The organism is Snodgrassella sp. W8124 (genome assembly GCF_016100875.1).
GTDB lineage: Bacteria > Pseudomonadota > Gammaproteobacteria > Burkholderiales > Neisseriaceae > Snodgrassella > Snodgrassella alvi.
The window spans coordinates 376,959-394,082 of sequence record NZ_JACFRP010000001.1 but is presented as its reverse complement, the minus strand read 5'-3'; the positions used below and the strand labels follow the sequence as shown (position 1 = coordinate 394,082).

Genomic DNA, 17,124 nt, shown 5'->3' with positions numbered 1-17,124 from the left:
TCATAAAACATAAATATATGCTTTATAAATTAATTATATTTGACTTGATATATTAAATATTTAGAAGAAAACATTTAAATAAACAATATGCGATTAAATTCAGCTAATTATTACTTATATTAAAAATACTTTCATAGACAACAACTTATACAATCAGTTACCGTTATAAAAGGAACACAAGGCAACAAACCGTAACTTGTTTAGATAAATAAGGAGATAAGCATGAACAAACGCAAACCGCTAAAAAGAGATATTAAATTCAGCACCACTGAAGAATTAAGGGAAAATGCACGCAAAAATTATGAAGACGGACCGATTACTTCTACGTATGAGCTGGATGTAGAACGGGTAATCGAACTGCTTAATATAGCTTTGGCTTCAGAATGGGTGTGTGTACTGCGTTATCTGCGACATTACTACATGGCAACCGGCCTGTTTATGGATGCCGTTAAAGAAGAATTTATGGAACATGCAGAGCAGGAACAAAAACATGCAGCTATGCTGGCTGAACGTATCACCCAGCTTGGCGGTGAACCGGATTTGAATCCGGATGTGTTTATTCAGCGTTCACCGACAGAATATATTGAGGGAGAAACTTTACGGGATATGGTAGAGTCAGATTTGATTGCAGAACGTATTGTGATTGATCTTTACCGGCAGGCCATTATGTATGTCAGCGATTATGACACTACTACTAAACGCATACTCGAACATATTCTTGCTGAAGAAGAAGATCATGCAGACGAATTATCCGACATGATGGAAGGTTTGGATGGCAAACCCGTATCGAAAAAAATAATTTAATAATTTATTGATTTAACATAAAAATCCGTAGTTAGTCTGCGGATTTTTTCAGACTGCTTTTCTAGCTAATAGTGTATGTTTGAATTTTATATTTATTATTATTTCAAACCATCTACTATGACATAATTCTATTTATCTTTATAGCGATAAATCGCTCAAACTTGAGGCAGATTAATAATCCGACAAACCTTTTAAAGAAAATACTCAGGTAAATTGTGGTGTGAACCTCTTTGCACTACAATCATATCAAGAGGTTTCCAGAAAGATATCTGGATTATTTTTCAATAGTTTATGGAGTAAACAACATGAAAGCAATGGTGTACTACGGAGCAGGTGATATTCGTTTTGAAGAACGGGCTAAACCAGTTATTATCGAACCAACTGATGCAATCATTCGTTTAACCCGGACAACTATTTGCGGTACCGATCTGGGTATCTGGAAAGGAAAAAATCCGGAAATTGAACAAACCGCCATTCAAAAAGACGGTCAATTCAACGGTCGCATTCTCGGGCATGAAGGGATTGGTATTATTGAAGAAACAGGCAGTGCGGTTAAAAACTTTAAAAAAGGCGATAAAGTCATTATTTCCTGTGTCAGCCGCTGCGGTACTTGTGAAAACTGTCAGAAACAGCTTTATGCACATTGCCAGAGTGGTGGCGGCTGGATTATGGGCTACATGATTGATGGTACTCAGGCTGAATACGTACGTACTCCCTTTGCAGATAATTCACTTTACCGATTACCGGCAAATTTAAATGAAGATGTGGCCGTTTTGTTGTCAGATGCCTTACCTACTGCACATGAAATCGGCGTGCAATATGGTGATGTTAAACCCGGCGATACAGTAGCCATTGTCGGTGCCGGCCCGGTAGGAATGAGTTGCCTATTAACCGCACAATTATATTCTCCCTCCCAGATTATCATGATTGATATGGATGATAACCGCCTGCATATGGCAAAAGAGCTGGGTGCCACGCAAATCATTAATTCTGCCAGTGAAGACGCGGTGGCGCGTGTTCTGGAGTACACAGGCGGCCGCGGAGTAGACTGCGCTATGGAAGCTGTAGGGCTTGAAGCCACATGGAATATCTGTCAGCGTGTGGTAAAAGAAGGGGGACACTTGGCTAACGTAGGTGTACATGGGCAATCAGTCAACTTTGAGCTGGAAAAACTCTGGATTAAAAATCTTACCATTACCACAGGTCTGGTTAATGCCAACACTACCGGCATGTTGCTAAAAACCTGTTGCTCAGGCAAACTGCCGATGGAAAAGCTGGCTACTCACCACTTCCACTTTAATGAACTGGAAAAAGCTTATGATGTCTTTAAGCATGCTGCAGATGAAAAAGCCATGAAAGTTATTATTGATTATTAAATACTGCCGAGCAGATAAAAGCTTTAATGAAATCAGCCCTACTAAATAAAGCAGCCATTAAGGCTGCTTTATTGATTACTGTCTGTTTACAAAATGATTATCTCTTTAAATCCGCTGAAAAATCGAATATTCAGCAATTCTGTTATTTATCCGATTCGCCGTAGAATTTAAAATATCAATTTATTCTTCTTCATCCTCATCTTCCTGCACGCTAACACTGTGTTCAATCAAACTGGGAACCACAAAAGAAGTGGCTAATGCATTTTTATTCTCAGAAAGATGTTGCAGATAAGCTTCATCAACATCACCCGTAATATAACGGCCGTCAAAGCAAGAACTGTCAAAACCTTCAATTTGCGGATTCAGCTTTAAAACGACATCTTTCAAATCATCCAAATCCTGAAATACAACACCATCGGCACCAATTTCCGCAGCCACCTGCTCTGCATTACGCCGGTATGAAATCAATTCTTCCCGGGTTGGCATATCGATACCATAAACATTCGGAAACAATACAGCCGGTGCGGCGGAAGCAAAGTAAACTTTTATCGCTCCTGCTTCACGCACCATATCCACAATTTCCCGGCTGGTTGTACCACGTACAATAGAATCATCTACCAACAGAACTTTTTTACCGCTAAACTCATAATTCATCGGATTAAGCTTTTGCCGCACAGATTTTTTACGCACAGCCTGCCCGGGCATAATAAATGTCCGGCCGATATAACGATTTTTAAATAGTCCTTCCCGGTAAGGCTTATTCAAATGCAAAGCCAGCTCCATAGCACTGGGACGGCTGGTGTCCGGTACAGGCATAATTACATCAATGTCTGCTAAATCCAGTGTCCGTTTTACCTTTTCTGCCAGAGTTACCCCCATATTCAGGCGAGCCTGATATACCGATACTCCATCGATCACAGAGTCCGGGCGGGCAAAGTATACATATTCAAACAGACAAGGCATCAAATGAGGTTCCTGTGCGCACTGCTGTGAAAATAACTGGCCTTCATTACTGATAAAAATAGCTTCACCGGGTGCCACATCTCTTACCAGCTCATAATCCAGACTAGGGAAAACCACAGATTCAGAAGCAACGACATAATCTGTATGACCGTTCTCTTCCCTTTTACCCAGACACAGAGGCCGGATACCAAGCGGATCACGAAAAGCCAGTAAACCATAACCGGCAATTAATGCCACCACACCATACGCACCATGTACCCGTTTATGCAGTGCGGCCACAGCAGCAAAAATATCCGATAAAGCCAGTGCAGTACGATTCCCAACCTGGTTTTCCAGCTCTCGTGCCAATACATTAAGTAGCACTTCAGAATCAGAGCGGGTATTTACATGGCGTAATTCAGTAAAACAGACATTTTTAAATAACTCCTCGGTATTGGTCAGATTACCATTATGTGCCAGCACAATTCCGAAAGGGGAATTTACATAAAAAGGTTGCGCTTCAGCACTGCAATTGGCATTTCCGGCTGTCGGGTAACGGACATGAGCAATACCAACATTACCTATCAGTTCACGCATATTACGGGTACGGAATACATCACGTACCATACCGCGACCTTTATGCATGTGAAACATATTACCCTCAGCGGTAACAATTCCGGCAGCATCCTGTCCGCGATGTTGCAGCATCTGTAAACCATCATATAAAAGTTGATTTACCGGTTCATGTGCCACAATACCCAATACACCACACATTACTTTCTCCATTCAAGACAAATAAATACGCGCGTTTTTTGTTATTAAAAACGCGCGTTGTATTCGGTTACTTATATTCATGCTGTTATACCGATGGTGAATTCAGCTTATCAGCAAGAAAAGACGGCAGATAAGGCACCGCCACCATCGCCAGCCTTTCAAACATGCCTGCTGTAAATGAATCCCGCCACACAGGAGATTTCGGCAAATCAGTAAAAGAACATATCAGCACCACCAAAGTAACAATAATAATTCCTTTAATCGCACCGAAACAGGCGCCCAGCATACGGTTAACTCCGCCAAGCCCGATCGATTTCAATGCTGAAGTAATCACTGTGCGCATCAGGCGCTGGATAATCCACAAAACACCGAATACCATCACATATGATAATGAAACAGCCAGTGCCCGTGGCTGCATAGTCGTAAAAGCCATATCTGCCACAGGTGCGGCCAGTAACTTGGCTCCGACAAATGCGACCACCCAGCATAACAGTGAAGCTATTTCGCCCACCAGCCCGCGCATCATAGCAACCAGAGTTGTTAACAATATCAGGCCGAGAGCCAGCACATCAAAAAGGGTCATGCAATACCAACTTCCTATAAACCAATTACCAGTCCGTCCAGTCCTGCAGCATGCACTTTATCCAGATTTTGCAAAGCCTGACTGCGATTATTATAAACCTGGCTGCGTACCCGATACAGTGTGCCTTTACTAGTCTGACTTTTACTGATACTGGTAGTGACACCGGCAACAGCCAGCCTTTGCTGTACCAGATTAGCCTGCGCCTCAGTGGTATAGGCACCAATCTGAATTACAGTCCGTTCCACAGACGGTTTATTATTGCTACTGGTAGCATTGCCTCGATTCTGACCGGAAGCAGAATTTTTAGACACCGTACCGGCTGCTTTATTTTCCAATATCTGCTGCGGTGTCAGTTTACCGCCTGCCGTATTATTTGCCGGTTTTGCTGTCGCCGCCGGTTTTACGGGTACTGGATTTTTATTTATTGGTTTAGGTGTTGCAGACACAGGTTTTTTGTCTGTATTAGCAACTTCACTTCTGTTTTTTACTACAGGTGTAGTATCAACTGTACTGGCTGGTGTTTTATTTGCCGGCTTTACTGTTACAGGTTCAGTTTTAGGGCGGTTACTGCTTGCCGTATTAACAGGAACCTGTTTAGTTTTTTCTGTTGTTTCTACCGGAGTTCTGTTAATAACCGGTTTTGGTTTAACAACTGGTACTGCTTCACTATGTACTTGTTGTCTGTTATTTTTTTCAACAAACTTTCTTTCAGAAGACGGTTTGATACCTGCTGAATCAGTATCATTTGGCCACCGCTCTGGCGGTACTGGTGTATTATTTATTTTAGCTGGCAAGACAGGTTTAGGATGTGTTGTTTCTTCACGCATTACAGGTCTGGATATACTGTTTTCCTGTTTATGTTCAGATACCGCAGATGCATTACCCGAACCGACAGTTGTATTCACCGAAGATGACCTTGCCGCCGTTACCGGTTCCAGTACTATAGCTGAAGCAGATTGTGCCTGCGCCACAACACTCGCCTGAGACACCATACCTGCTGTGCCGGAAGCTGTTTCTGACGAAGCAGTTCTGACTTCAAGCTGCGGTGCCGGTACAGACTGAGGCGTGCGACGGCTCAGCATAATAACCAGCAATATAGCAGCAATGACTACCATAATTAATGCACCTACCAAACGGCGCCTGTTGCGCCGTTTCAGCTGTTCATAATTTTCCTGTGCATTCATTAATCACTAACTCCTCTGACCTTATCGTTTCTATTTTCAGAATTTACCTTGAAGATAAATCTATTATTTCTGCTACTGTATGAAACGAACCAAATACAACAATTCTATCATTCTCACCGGCCTCTGATAAAGCAGCCTGATAAGCTTCTTTAACATCAGGATAAGCTGTCACAGCAGTAATATTATGCTGAATAAATTTTTCTTGTAAAGCCTGTACAGTCATACCGCGCGGCAAAGCAAGCGGAGCTATCAACCAGCAATCAAACTGATCTTTAATAATTTCCAAAACCGCATCAATGTCTTTATCAGCCAGCATACTGAATACAGCCATGCGTTTTTCTGCATAGGGTAAAGCAATTAAACTGCTGCGCAATGCCCTTGCTGCATGAGGGTTATGCCCCACATCCAGTACCGTAACCGGTCGTCCGGGTAACACCTGAAATCTTCCCGGATGGCGTACGCGCAACAAGCCGCGTTTAATTGCACCAATATCCAGAGGCAAACGTTCAGACAAACATTCCAGCACAGTTAATGCACAAGCCGCGTTACTAAGCTGAAAATTACCGCGCAATACTGGTATCGGTAAAGCATGACGGGCATGTTCACCTGTATATAAACTACTTTCTTGTGGATGAAAACGATACGACCACTGCTGCATTTCCATCTTATGGCAATCAAAATCTCGGCCAAACAAAAGTAAATCTGCTCCTACCTCTGCCGCATGCGATGACAGACTGTGCGGTACAGGAATCTGAGCACAAATTACAGGCTTTCCAGCACGCATAATGCCTGCTTTTTCAAATGCCACTTTTTCTACTGTATCACCAAGAAATGCCTCATGATCCAAATCAACACTGGTAATCACTGCCACATCGGCATCAAATATATTGACAGCATCCAGCCGCCCGCCCAGCCCTACTTCCAGTATCATTACGTCTACCTGCTGACGTATAAATACATCTACGGCAGCCAGCGTATTAAACTCAAAATAGGTTAACGGTATCTCAGCCCGTGCTGTCTGTATATGTTCAAACGCACTGACAATCAAATCATCAGCAACAGCTTCACCATTAATCGCAATACGTTCATTAAAACGTAACAAATGCGGACTGGTTAAGGTACCAACCCGATAACCGGCTTCATGATAAATCTGTGTCATATAGGCACACACAGAACCCTTACCATTGGTTCCGCCAACAACAATCAGCGGACATACCGGCTTTAAATCCATCCGGTCACGAACAGCGCCTACCCTGGCCAGCCCCATTTCAATTTCGCCTCCTGCCACACCATTTTCCAGATGTTGCAGCCATGAGGACAAACCAGTTGCATGAAATTTTTCTGCCATTATTTTAATTCTTATCCTTCAGCCTGAGCCTGCGGATTACCTTATTCAAGATTGATTGCCTCAAAACAGATTGTGTATTGTTTGGCTGACACCAGCGTACCCATACTTGTAATCTTCGCCATGCCTGCGCATCGGTCATATCCGGTAGCAAAAGCTGGTATACACGGCCGTGCGAAGTTTGCCAGTGTAAAGCCATCATATTTGCTCTGATAACAATACCACTGCAACACAGTTTAGCCGGTACAGCAGCTTTGCCCTGTGTAAATAGCAGTGAAGCCTGCCCCTGTGGACTGATTTCAATTTTTTTGACTCTGCTTTGCCGCAAGCCATAACCTGCCCATAATGCAGATAATAACCATGCCAGCAGCCATACCAGACACAACCAGCCTGTGCTGTAGAACACAATAGCCACTAGTGTCAGTACATGCATAATTACCGCCAGATAAAAAGCACATCGGGATGGCTTCAGCCGCACAACACACGCCATCATCAGATACTAAACCTGTTCTTCACCATATACTGGAGATATATGTATATCTGTATCTACCAGATCCAGTACCATATCATGTACTTCTACTGTAAAAAAATTCCAGAACTGATCAATATCCAATACCGGCCACAGCTTACGCTCTACCTCCCATGCAGACAGCTCTGCCTCAAAAATCAGATTAAAGCGTTCACCAATATAACCAATGACCTGTTCCGGAGTTTCAAATTCCGGTACCAGCAATGTAGTACAATTACTCTGTAGCTGTGACAAAGTTAACTCAGGCAAATCATCACTGGTACTTTTCAGCCAGTCGAGAAAAGCCTGAGCAGGTTTCAGCACAACAGCACTGCGATCAACAAAATACATGCCCTATCCTTACTAATATTACTGAATAACCATATTGTACTGTAAACGTTCAGCGATAGCGTATATTTACCGCCCCGCAATTTTTAATTACCGTACAATCAGCTTATTGTGTCTACAGGGTTAACTGCCATGCCTCACACCATTCATCTAGCCCGGTTTCAGCAAATCCTTACGCCTGATGAAATCCTCACTGACAATCAGCTTATCGAACCATTTTGTACCGACCAGCGCGGCCGTTATCATGGACAGGCTTTCGCAGTATTACAACCGCATACTGTCAGCGCTGTACAGGAGATTATGCGCTATTGCCATCAGCAGCATATTTCTGTTACTCCGCAAGGCGGAAATACCGGCTTGTGCGGCGGTGCTACACCGCATGCTTCTGTTGCCGGTAAAGGAATTATCCTGTCGTTAAGTAAACTTAACCGCATGCGCAAACTCAATCTGGCTGACAACACCATTACCGTAGAAGCTGGCATGATACTCGCTGAAGTACAGAAAATCGCTCAAACTGCCAATCGCTATTTTCCCCTGAGTCTGGCCAGTGAAGGCTCCTGTCAGATAGGTGGAAATATTGCCTGTAATGCCGGCGGGCTGAATGTAGTGCGTTATGGCACAATGCGTGATCTGGTGATAGGTCTGGAATATGTCCTGTCCGATGGCGAACTGGTCAGTCACCTGTATCCACTGCATAAAAACACCAGTGGCTATGAAATGCGTCAACAAATCATTGGCAGTGAAGGCACGCTGGCGATTATTACCGCAGCCACACTAAAACTGTTTGCTCCGCCGCAAAGTGTATTAACAACATGGATTGGCGTAGACAATATTCACTCTGCCACCAGTCTGCTAGCCGCACTGAAGAATCACTTTGCCGAGCGCCTGTCCAGCTTTGAACTGATCAGTCAGGCGGCTCTGAGTTTGTCAGCCAGCTATAGTCAGTTACGCGAACCAACTCATGCGAGCTGGCATATTCTGGTAGAACTGAGCGATAGCCTGCCGGCACAAAATTTAACCGATCCCTTAATCAGCGTACTGGAACAAGGTAACTGGCTTAATACAGTTATTGCTCAGTCTGAAACAGAACGTCAGCATTTATGGAGCTTGCGTGAAAACATATCTGCTGCACAACGCAGCCTCGGAGCCAGTATCAAGCATGATATTGTCGTTCCGATAGAACATGTTGCCGACTTTGTCGAAAACTGCCAGCAACAACTGATTAAAACCTTTCCGCAAACCAAGACCATTTTATTCGGCCATCTCGGTGATGGCAGTCTGCATTACAACGTTTTTATTGCTGATATAATGAACAATGATGTTTATCAATATGAAGAAAACATCAATAAAGTCGTATATGAACAGGTATTAAACTACCATGGCAGTATAGCTGCCGAACATGGCATCGGTCAGTTAAAAAATCAGTGGCTGCCACGTGTTCGCAGTAATGCAGAAATCAAATGGATGCAGGCACAAAAACACAGCCTCGACCCTGAAGGTATCCTGAATCCCGGAAAAGTTTTACCTGTGCATACGTGATATAGTAAGCATTTTTAAATCAACTATGAATATGAGTGAAGTTACTCTGTATACCGACGGTGCCTGCAAAGGCAATCCCGGCGTGGGTGGCTGGGGGGCATTTTTACAATCCGGCAGCCACAGTAAAGAGCTTTTCGGCGGAGAGGCTAATACCACCAATAACCGCATGGAGCTCACAGCTGTAATTCAAGGACTTGCAGCATTAAAACGCCCGTGTATTGTTAACATCTACACAGATTCACAATATGTTAAAAACGGCATGCAGGAATGGATTCATAACTGGAAAGCACGCGGCTGGAAAACTGCCTCAAAACAGCCGGTAAAAAATGCTGAACTGTGGCAGGCACTGGACAGCGAAGTAAGTAAGCATCAGGTACACTGGCACTGGGTTAAAGGTCATGCCGGACATCCGGGAAATGAAAAAGCTGATGAACTGGCTAATAAAGGTGTACAAATTTTTTTTAAATAATCTTTTTATTTGTAAATTTAAACAATATTATTTTGAAATAAAATTTCTACTTCAATAAGGGAGATTTTGATGGATAATTCTATTATTAATAAGGACGAAGATTTACAAAAAAAAATGCCAGAAATACTTATATGGGCATATAATAAGGCAGTTAATGGAGTTGGTGGTATAGGAAGAGCAGAGGATTTAGCTAAAGAATACTTACAATCAAACAACTATAATAAATTAGAAGCTATTAATAGTCTTATAAGATGGCAAAATGCTAAAGCAGCAACAGGAGGATTTATTACAAATTTAGGAGGTATAACAACACTGCCTGTTTCAATACCAGCCAATTTAATTTCAAGTATATATATTCAATTAAGGATGATTGCTGCTATAGCTTGCATAAGTAAATATAATTCTAGCGTAAATGAACATGAATTAAGCGAGGATCAAGTAAGAACATTATGTATTGCTTGTCTTGCAGGAAATAATACTATAGAAGTTCTAAAACAAGCTGGCGTAACAATTGCGGAAAAATGTACTGTTGCAATGATACAAAAATACGTAACTAGAGATATTATTAATAATATTAATAAAGCTATCGGATTTAGACTCATTACTAAAGCTGGAAAGACAGGAGTAATAAATTTGACAAAAGCTGTACCTTTTGTAGGTGGATTAGTAGGTGCAACATTTGATGGCGTTACAACAAATCTTATTGGGAATGCCGCCAGAGATTTTTTTCTAAAAGAAGTATATTCTGAGTCAAATTCCAATGTAATAGAAATTAAATAGTTATTTCAATTTTCTTATTTGTTAAAATTATTTCCATTAACAAAAAATCCAAATAATAATTATTTGGATTTTTTTGTATTTAAATGTTTAAGGTAACATTATATTTTGCCATTCATTTCAACCATATCAGGAGCAGCAGGTTTATCTTCCGATAATTTGATAATCAAACAATCAGTTCATCATCAGACCTGTAATAAAAGCTGCATACTAAAGAAAAGCTGATGAACTGGCTAACCGTGGCGTAGAACCAGCTGAATAAAGCTTTAATTTCTTTATAAATTATTATCACCCACCCACTTCTTAACTACCTTAATAGTACTATCAAGCATAGAAAACATATTGTTCGAAAAGTTTTGGTATCGGCGTAGAAGAATTTAATATTTAGCCAAAGCTGGTAACTGTGGACTCGAAGAAATTTTATGGAAAAAACATATTAATTTAATTAAACCGTTTTTTTTTATTTCATGCTAAAATATTTTAATATTATTGAAAAGACAATAACACAACTGCAATGATTATTTATAATTAAGCTATAAATACATGTATAAAATACCTAATTTTTCACCTAAAATATAACTCAGTATCTAGTTGAATTTTTTTTAAAATAAATCAAATTTCCATTTAAAATAATATATTAATTGAATTAAAAATATATTCAGTGTACCTGTATTTAATACAGTTTTAATCTCATTTGAGAAATATAATGGTGTGTGCATGATTAATTTTAATTTACAATCATATTATAAGAACATAGGCGGGCTTATTTTTGAATTCGCCATACCTCCTAATAAAAAAGCCGTCTACAGTACTACATCTAAATACCTGACAGAAGGTGCGTTCAGCTTTATTGAGGGCATTATATACCAGTATGTTCCTAAATACGGGGAATATGGGCATTGGGGAATCACCGAAGTTAATACAGAACAATGGCTACTTATAAAACCGTCACTATTAAGGCTTAAGACCAGGGTTGATCAAGCCCAGAATTTAAAAGAACTTAAAAGTGATTTATTTGATTTTCGTTTTGTCTGTATGCTGGAAGACGATTATTTAAAAGAAACGGCTCACAAGTTTTCTAAATCCAAGCCATTGCTTTTTCAGATGATTATCGATTTTATAGCCTGGATTGATGTAACTATACAAAAGTATGGTTCATTCTATATTATAGGCATATAACTTTTTCATTTACTAAATCTATAAAGTTTTCAATTAAACTTGTAGCATTAATTTTTTATCCTATCTTTGGCAAGGTTTGTTTATCTTTTTGGAATATATGATATTCTAGGATGATTTACATTCCCGCTATTTATTCCGTCATGATGATAGCCTGCTTTATTGATCTATGCTTAGGACAGGATTTAACCAGACTAATTACTTAACATATGAAATTAAAATGATGACGTAACAAAAATAAATAACCTATTGATTTATTAATTGCTACCTTCATGCTGCTGTTCATATTATTTACAATTGAAATCCGTTGCTTTGATTAAACTGCTTAACTTTTTGCTGTTTTATGTACATAAACCTAATATCCGCCGTTTAACGCAGCGGTTAAAACATAAAACTATCATTATAACAGGCGCCAGTTATGGCATTGGTGAGTCGCTTTGTTATCTTTTAGCCGATATTGATTGCAACTTAATATTGGTTGCGCGCACAGTTGATAAACTGCGCGAATTAAAGCAACGGCTCACTATGAGCAAAGCTAAAGTTGACATTTATGCAGCTGATTTGCGTGACCAGGAACAACTTGATGGATTCATAAAATATATACAAAATTTACCTGTTGATATATTTATTAATAATGCCGGTAAATCGATTTGTCGCCCGGTCATGCAATCGTTAGATCGCCAGCATGATTTTGAACGAACCATAAAATTAAACTACCTGACTCCGGTACAATTATGCCTTGCACTTATCCCCAAATTACAGCAAAGTAAAGGACATATTATTAACGTTTCGGCTGTCAATGTGTTGTTTGCGCCAGCGGTGAATTGGTCAGCATATCAAGCCTCAAAAACGGCATTCGATCAATGGCTGCGTTCAGCAATGCCTGAATTACAAAACCGGCAAATCAAAGTATCGACAGCATATTTACCTTTAGTAAAAACAAGGATGATCGAGCCGACCAAAGCTTATCAGAACTTACCTGCATTACAGCCAAAGCAAGCTGCTACAATTATAAGTTATTTATTACAAACACAAAAACGCCAATATAAACCATGGTGGGCGATGATAGTGCAATTGGCCGGCGTCCTGTTTAATGGCATCTGGTTTAAATTAAATTGTTATTACATTAAGAGAAAATGATGATAAAAACAATCAAAGCGCTATACACCATTAAACTTTTGACTTTTAAAGGAATTTTTTATTTATTAATGAGTTTTCGTTCGGTTGGAATGAATTTAATGGCGTTGCTCTATGTACGTCAGAAGCTGAGCCCAGACCAAATCGCCATTAATGAAAATGACAATTGCATAAATTATCGTACACTTTATACGCAGTCACAGCATTTAGCCAAAAAATTAGCGGCGCATTGTGACATAAAACCGCATCAAAAAATAGCCATAATGGCAAGTAATCATACTATTATGATTCAAACTCTCTTTGCTATTGCCCGGCTAGGTGCAGATATTTACTTACTCAATACAGAACTATCAGCCAAGCAATTACAAAATATACAAGATGCGGTAAAATTTAATTGGATCATACATGATCCTCAAATTCCTATCTTAATTGATGTCAAATCATTACCAACAGATCATCCAGAGCAAATTTCCATTTACTCGCTCTTAAAGGATAAGATGCCCCCCTATTCCGGCAATCTTAAAGTTACCCATTTTAATAAACTTACTGTGTTAACCAGTGGTACAACAGGACGTTTTAAAATGGCAGGACGCAATAGTAAAGCACAAAATTTTATCAGTCCTTTTTATCAATTGCTGATGAAATTAAACCTGAGCAAATATAACAGAATCTATATAGCAACACCGATTTACCATGGTTTTGGTATTGCAACATTGTGTATGTCGGTACTATTAGGTGCCACTATATTTATCAATAAACGCTTTGATGCCGCCAAAGTTTGTCAACTTATTAACAAACATAACATTGAAGTTATCACCCTTGTTCCCTTAATGCTCAGTCGAATGATGAATTATTCTGTAACGCAGTTACGTAGTTTAAGATGCATCATCACCGGCGGCGCACCAATTGCTGTCACACTGGTTCAACGAACAATTAATCAACTTGGTAAAGTGTTATTTAACTTATATGGCACATCGGAAGCTGGAATATGCCTGATTGCAACGCCGGATGATTTGATCACTCACCCATCAACTCTAGGTAAGCCTGTTAAAGGACTATCAGCCAAATTAATGAACAATGGCAAAGAGGATGCGATAAAAGGTGAACTCTATATCAAATGTGCGTGGTCCACTCAGGGCAAAAACTGGACAGCTACTGGTGATATAGTTCAAAAAGACAGTACAAATAATTATTATCTAAATGGTCGGGCTGATGACATGATAGTTTCAGGTGGTGAAAATGTTTACCCATTCGAACTCGAACAATGCTTAGTTAACCATCCTGACATTAACGACTTAGCCGTTATTAGTGTTAATGATGAGGAATTCGGACAGAGATTAGTGGCATTTGTGGTATTAGCAGCGCATACTGAACAAACCGAAGATACTTTAATAGACTGGTTAAAACCACAAATTGCACGTTACCAGATGCCAAAAAAAATATATATCATTGACGAATTGCCCATGACTCATATTGGCAAAGTTGACAGAAAACAACTTATCAATCGATATTATGAATTATCTAAGATCTGAGTTAGCGAAAACACCAGTACTGATAAACATAATAATATTTTTTAAAATTTTTATTTTTCGAAAGCATTATCATTGCTTGTTACCCGCTCAACTAATCCTTTTATCGTATTTATAAAAGGATTTTTCTCCGATTTATAATACATAATATAATCAATATCTGGTAATGCCGGAAGTTTCAGGATATCGGTGTAATCGATAAATTTCTTAGACATTGACGATCTGTTCAGACAGCCTATGCCTAATTGAGCCTCAATAGCAGACTGCATACCAATAACACTGGAAGCATAATGAGATAAATTATAAGATATTTTATTATTTTCTAATTTATCTATAGCTAATTTTTGTAATAAGCAGCCTTTTGGCAAAGTTATAATTGGCAGCGGATCAGATCCGGTTATACTAAGATCTTTCGAGCCAGCCCAGCAGAGCGGTTCATGCCCTACAACCATAAAATTATCATTATCGGGTAATCGCTGTCCGTTTAAATGAATAAATAAAGCGATATCATATTGTTCCAGAGTATGTTCAAGAAGCATTTTTGAACTGCTCTGAATTGAGACATTAAATTGAATATTCTGACATTGGTCACGTAGCCCTCTTAATACAGATGCTATCGTAGCAGGCATAAAATAATCTGTAATTGAAAGTGTCAGCTCATATACCAAATCATGGTTTCTAATATCAGCTATGATATTATCATTTAAAGATAATATCTTTTTTGCATGCTTATACATTTTTTCACCGATAGCTGTTGGTTTCGCACCGTATCTGCCACGATGCAGTAGCTGTGCATCACAAAATACCTCAAGCTTTTGGATTTGCTCACTGATAGCCGATTGAGATTTAAATAAAATATTCGAAGCTTTTGTGTAGCTGCCCATTTCTATAATGACAACAAATGTGTGAAGAATTTCTAAATCAAGTTTTTCCATAGTGTAATCAGTCTTCATCGGTTAGTGTCATTAGATTTCTTTAATATATCGGATTTTCCGTTATAAATAAATCAAAAAATCCTGTTTTACAGATATAAAAAATTCTAGCTATTATTTTCTGGAAAAACATCAGGAGTACATTAATGTCTTTAAATTCAAACAAATTGCCGGATAAAAATAAAAATTTTTTTTCTGATAACCATAAATGGAAAGTTTTATTTACAGGTGCATTCGCTAATACATGCTTTACTTTTGTTATCGGCGGCGTACCTGCAGCCTCCATTATTCTACGTAATGATTACCATATCCCAACATCTGTATTAGGGCTTTTAATGGGCATTGTAGGTTTTGGAATTGCTGTAAGTGAATTACCCTGGGGAATTGCCACCGATCGCTTCGGAGATCGGCCGATATTAATTACAGGATTGTCCACAACTGCCATAGCTCTTTTCACCCTGGCTTATTTTGCAAAAATATCATCACACACTTCAATAAGTATTATTTTATGTGCCGGTTTACTAGTCGTCGGTCTTTTTGGGAGCAGTGTAAATGGTTCCAGTGGCAAAGCGATCATACAATGGTTTAAACCACAGCAACGCGGATTAGCAATGAGTGTAAGGCAGGCAGCTGTACCACTTGGTTATGCATTGGGAGCATTATTCTACCCTTATATATCAATTCATTATGGATTCTCGACCACACTATTTATATCGGCATTTATTTGTATTCTGGCTGCATTATTCAGCTATCTATGGATTATTGACCCGGATAGTAAGAGTGAACGCAAAACACCGGATATAACACAATCACTAAAAAATAAATCAACTCAGCCAATGAAATCATTGAAAGTATGGCGCATTGTATTAGCTGTGGGTATTTTATGTGCGCCACAGTTTGCATTGATGACATTTTCAATGCTTTTCTTGCACGATTTTGCCGGATTAAGTATTGGATATATCAGTATCCTACTATTTTTCATACAAATCAGTTCAATACCAACACGTATCGGTAGTGGCTTTTATACAGATAAAAAGGGAAATAGAAAATTTTTTCTGAAAGCGGTTACAGCCCTGTCATTCATCTTATTCGCAGCCCTTACCGTATTTACTTATTTTTCATATAAATTCAATATACATCATTTTGCCTACTTTGTTAGTTTCATTATTCTTATATCTGGTATATCAATTTCTTCCTGGCATGGAATCGGATATACCGAACTGGCTACCGTTGCCGGACAAAAGAGTGTTGCAACCGTATTAGCCATGGCTAATACAGTAGTATATTTCATTCTGTTTGCAACTCCAGCCATAATTCCATGGTTATTACATCAATTCTCCTGGGTTGGCGTTTGGGCAGTCATGGCTGTTATTTGCGCAATAAGCTATTTCTTATTTGAGAATTCATCATCTGAAAAATAATTTTTTATTCATAGGTAGGAATGTACCAACCTGCTTTACTCTGCATAAAACAGACTGAATTTTTTGTTGGTGATTTTACCGATAAATTTAATTTATCAAATTTTGAATTGATTTATGAAGATTATTTTGAAAATAGCCAAACAGTTTTTTAGATTTGAAATTTCATTTTTCACATTATGATAATTAGTCATTTTATGATATGAGCTGAAATATTGGTAAAAGTTTCATTTAACAATATTTCAGCTATATAACATTCTTATTGACTAAGATTTATTGAAAA

At 39.1% G+C, this 17,124-nt stretch carries 16 protein-coding genes; 9 read left to right on the top strand and 7 right to left on the bottom strand.

Annotation, left to right across the window (positions count from 1 at the left end; translation table 11 throughout):
* The first annotated feature begins 222 nt into the window (after positions 1-222).
* Complete coding sequence (locus tag H3U73_RS01810; protein WP_025331132.1) at positions 223-804, top strand: bacterioferritin; 582 nt, start codon at positions 223-225, stop codon at positions 802-804.
* A gap of 305 nt (positions 805-1,109) precedes the next feature.
* Positions 1,110-2,180 carry a zinc-dependent alcohol dehydrogenase family protein gene (locus tag H3U73_RS01805; protein ID WP_084552987.1) on the top strand — a complete coding sequence of 357 codons (1,071 nt, stop codon included), beginning with the start codon at positions 1,110-1,112 and terminating at the stop codon, positions 2,178-2,180.
* Positions 2,181-2,360: 180 nt separating this feature from the next.
* Here the strand turns inward: H3U73_RS01805 and purF are convergent, their stop codons facing one another.
* The 6 genes from purF to H3U73_RS01775 all read right to left on the bottom strand — a co-directional run bounded on the left by purF (position 2,361) and on the right by H3U73_RS01775 (position 7,867).
* The gene (purF, locus tag H3U73_RS01800; protein ID WP_198189921.1) at positions 2,361-3,896 is read right to left on the bottom strand and encodes an amidophosphoribosyltransferase; all 1,536 of its coding nucleotides are present in this window, start codon (positions 3,894-3,896) and stop codon (positions 2,361-2,363) included.
* Between the two features lie 85 nt (positions 3,897-3,981).
* Positions 3,982-4,479, bottom strand: coding sequence for a CvpA family protein (locus H3U73_RS01795; protein WP_025331135.1), 498 nt, complete (start codon positions 4,477-4,479; stop codon positions 3,982-3,984).
* Between the two features lie 14 nt (positions 4,480-4,493).
* Positions 4,494-5,663, bottom strand: a complete 1,170-nt coding sequence (locus H3U73_RS01790) for an SPOR domain-containing protein (RefSeq protein WP_198189920.1) — start codon at positions 5,661-5,663, stop codon at positions 4,494-4,496.
* 43 nt (positions 5,664-5,706) lie between these two features.
* A complete protein-coding gene (folC, locus tag H3U73_RS01785) occupies positions 5,707-7,011 on the bottom strand; it encodes a bifunctional tetrahydrofolate synthase/dihydrofolate synthase (protein ID WP_198189919.1) in 1,305 nt (434 codons plus the stop codon).
* A 4-nt stretch (positions 7,012-7,015) separates the two neighbouring features.
* The gene (locus H3U73_RS01780) at positions 7,016-7,501 is read right to left on the bottom strand and encodes a protein YgfX (protein WP_198189918.1); all 486 of its coding nucleotides are present in this window, start codon (positions 7,499-7,501) and stop codon (positions 7,016-7,018) included.
* A gap of 6 nt (positions 7,502-7,507) precedes the next feature.
* On the bottom strand, positions 7,508-7,867 hold the full coding sequence (locus H3U73_RS01775) for a hypothetical protein (RefSeq protein WP_078475149.1): 360 nt from the start codon (positions 7,865-7,867) through the stop codon (positions 7,508-7,510).
* Between the two features lie 129 nt (positions 7,868-7,996).
* On the opposite strand from H3U73_RS01775, the gene H3U73_RS01770 reads away from it, so the two are divergent.
* The 6 genes from H3U73_RS01770 (at position 7,997) to H3U73_RS01745 (ending at position 14,494) form a co-directional block, all read left to right on the top strand.
* On the top strand, positions 7,997-9,403 hold the full coding sequence (locus tag H3U73_RS01770) for an FAD-binding oxidoreductase (protein ID WP_198189917.1): 1,407 nt from the start codon (positions 7,997-7,999) through the stop codon (positions 9,401-9,403).
* 31 nt (positions 9,404-9,434) lie between these two features.
* Entirely contained in the window at positions 9,435-9,872 is a 438-nt protein-coding gene (gene rnhA, locus H3U73_RS01765) for a ribonuclease HI (protein ID WP_025331141.1), read from the top strand.
* A gap of 69 nt (positions 9,873-9,941) precedes the next feature.
* Positions 9,942-10,652, top strand: coding sequence for an EcsC family protein (locus H3U73_RS01760; protein ID WP_025331142.1), 711 nt, complete (start codon positions 9,942-9,944; stop codon positions 10,650-10,652).
* 714 nt (positions 10,653-11,366) lie between these two features.
* A complete protein-coding gene (locus tag H3U73_RS01755) occupies positions 11,367-11,828 on the top strand; it encodes a hypothetical protein (RefSeq protein ID WP_198189915.1) in 462 nt (153 codons plus the stop codon).
* A gap of 309 nt (positions 11,829-12,137) precedes the next feature.
* On the top strand, positions 12,138-12,965 hold the full coding sequence (locus H3U73_RS01750; RefSeq protein WP_110414519.1) for an SDR family NAD(P)-dependent oxidoreductase: 828 nt from the start codon (positions 12,138-12,140) through the stop codon (positions 12,963-12,965).
* A complete protein-coding gene (locus H3U73_RS01745) occupies positions 12,962-14,494 on the top strand; it encodes a class I adenylate-forming enzyme family protein (RefSeq protein ID WP_198189914.1) in 1,533 nt (510 codons plus the stop codon). Before H3U73_RS01750 ends, H3U73_RS01745 begins: the two co-directional genes overlap by 4 nt.
* Positions 14,495-14,544: 50 nt before the next feature.
* On the opposite strand, the gene H3U73_RS01740 is transcribed toward H3U73_RS01745, so the two are convergent.
* Entirely contained in the window at positions 14,545-15,426 is an 882-nt protein-coding gene (locus tag H3U73_RS01740; RefSeq protein ID WP_198189913.1) for a LysR family transcriptional regulator, read from the bottom strand.
* A gap of 143 nt (positions 15,427-15,569) precedes the next feature.
* Here H3U73_RS01740 and H3U73_RS01735 point away from each other — a divergent pair, with 143 nt between their 5' ends.
* Complete coding sequence (locus H3U73_RS01735; protein ID WP_198189912.1) at positions 15,570-16,844, top strand: MFS transporter; 1,275 nt, start codon at positions 15,570-15,572, stop codon at positions 16,842-16,844.
* Positions 16,845-17,124: the final 280 nt, after the last annotated feature.

Coding starts and splice junctions, on each gene's coding strand:
- H3U73_RS01810 (WP_025331132.1), top strand. CDS start 223: ATGAACAAACGCAAACCGCTAAAAAGAGATATTAAATTCAGCACCACT.
- H3U73_RS01805 (WP_084552987.1), top strand. CDS start 1,110: ATGAAAGCAATGGTGTACTACGGAGCAGGTGATATTCGTTTTGAAGAA.
- purF (WP_198189921.1), bottom strand. CDS start 3,896: ATGTGTGGTGTATTGGGTATTGTGGCACATGAACCGGTAAATCAACTT.
- H3U73_RS01795 (WP_025331135.1), bottom strand. CDS start 4,479: ATGACCCTTTTTGATGTGCTGGCTCTCGGCCTGATATTGTTAACAACT.
- H3U73_RS01790 (WP_198189920.1), bottom strand. CDS start 5,663: ATGAATGCACAGGAAAATTATGAACAGCTGAAACGGCGCAACAGGCGC.
- folC (WP_198189919.1), bottom strand. CDS start 7,011: ATGGCAGAAAAATTTCATGCAACTGGTTTGTCCTCATGGCTGCAACAT.
- H3U73_RS01780 (WP_198189918.1), bottom strand. CDS start 7,501: ATGATGGCGTGTGTTGTGCGGCTGAAGCCATCCCGATGTGCTTTTTAT.
- H3U73_RS01775 (WP_078475149.1), bottom strand. CDS start 7,867: ATGTATTTTGTTGATCGCAGTGCTGTTGTGCTGAAACCTGCTCAGGCT.
- H3U73_RS01770 (WP_198189917.1), top strand. CDS start 7,997: ATGCCTCACACCATTCATCTAGCCCGGTTTCAGCAAATCCTTACGCCT.
- rnhA (WP_025331141.1), top strand. CDS start 9,435: ATGAGTGAAGTTACTCTGTATACCGACGGTGCCTGCAAAGGCAATCCC.
- H3U73_RS01760 (WP_025331142.1), top strand. CDS start 9,942: ATGGATAATTCTATTATTAATAAGGACGAAGATTTACAAAAAAAAATG.
- H3U73_RS01755 (WP_198189915.1), top strand. CDS start 11,367: ATGATTAATTTTAATTTACAATCATATTATAAGAACATAGGCGGGCTT.
- H3U73_RS01745 (WP_198189914.1), top strand. CDS start 12,962: ATGATGATAAAAACAATCAAAGCGCTATACACCATTAAACTTTTGACT.
- H3U73_RS01740 (WP_198189913.1), bottom strand. CDS start 15,426: ATGGAAAAACTTGATTTAGAAATTCTTCACACATTTGTTGTCATTATA.
- H3U73_RS01735 (WP_198189912.1), top strand. CDS start 15,570: ATGTCTTTAAATTCAAACAAATTGCCGGATAAAAATAAAAATTTTTTT.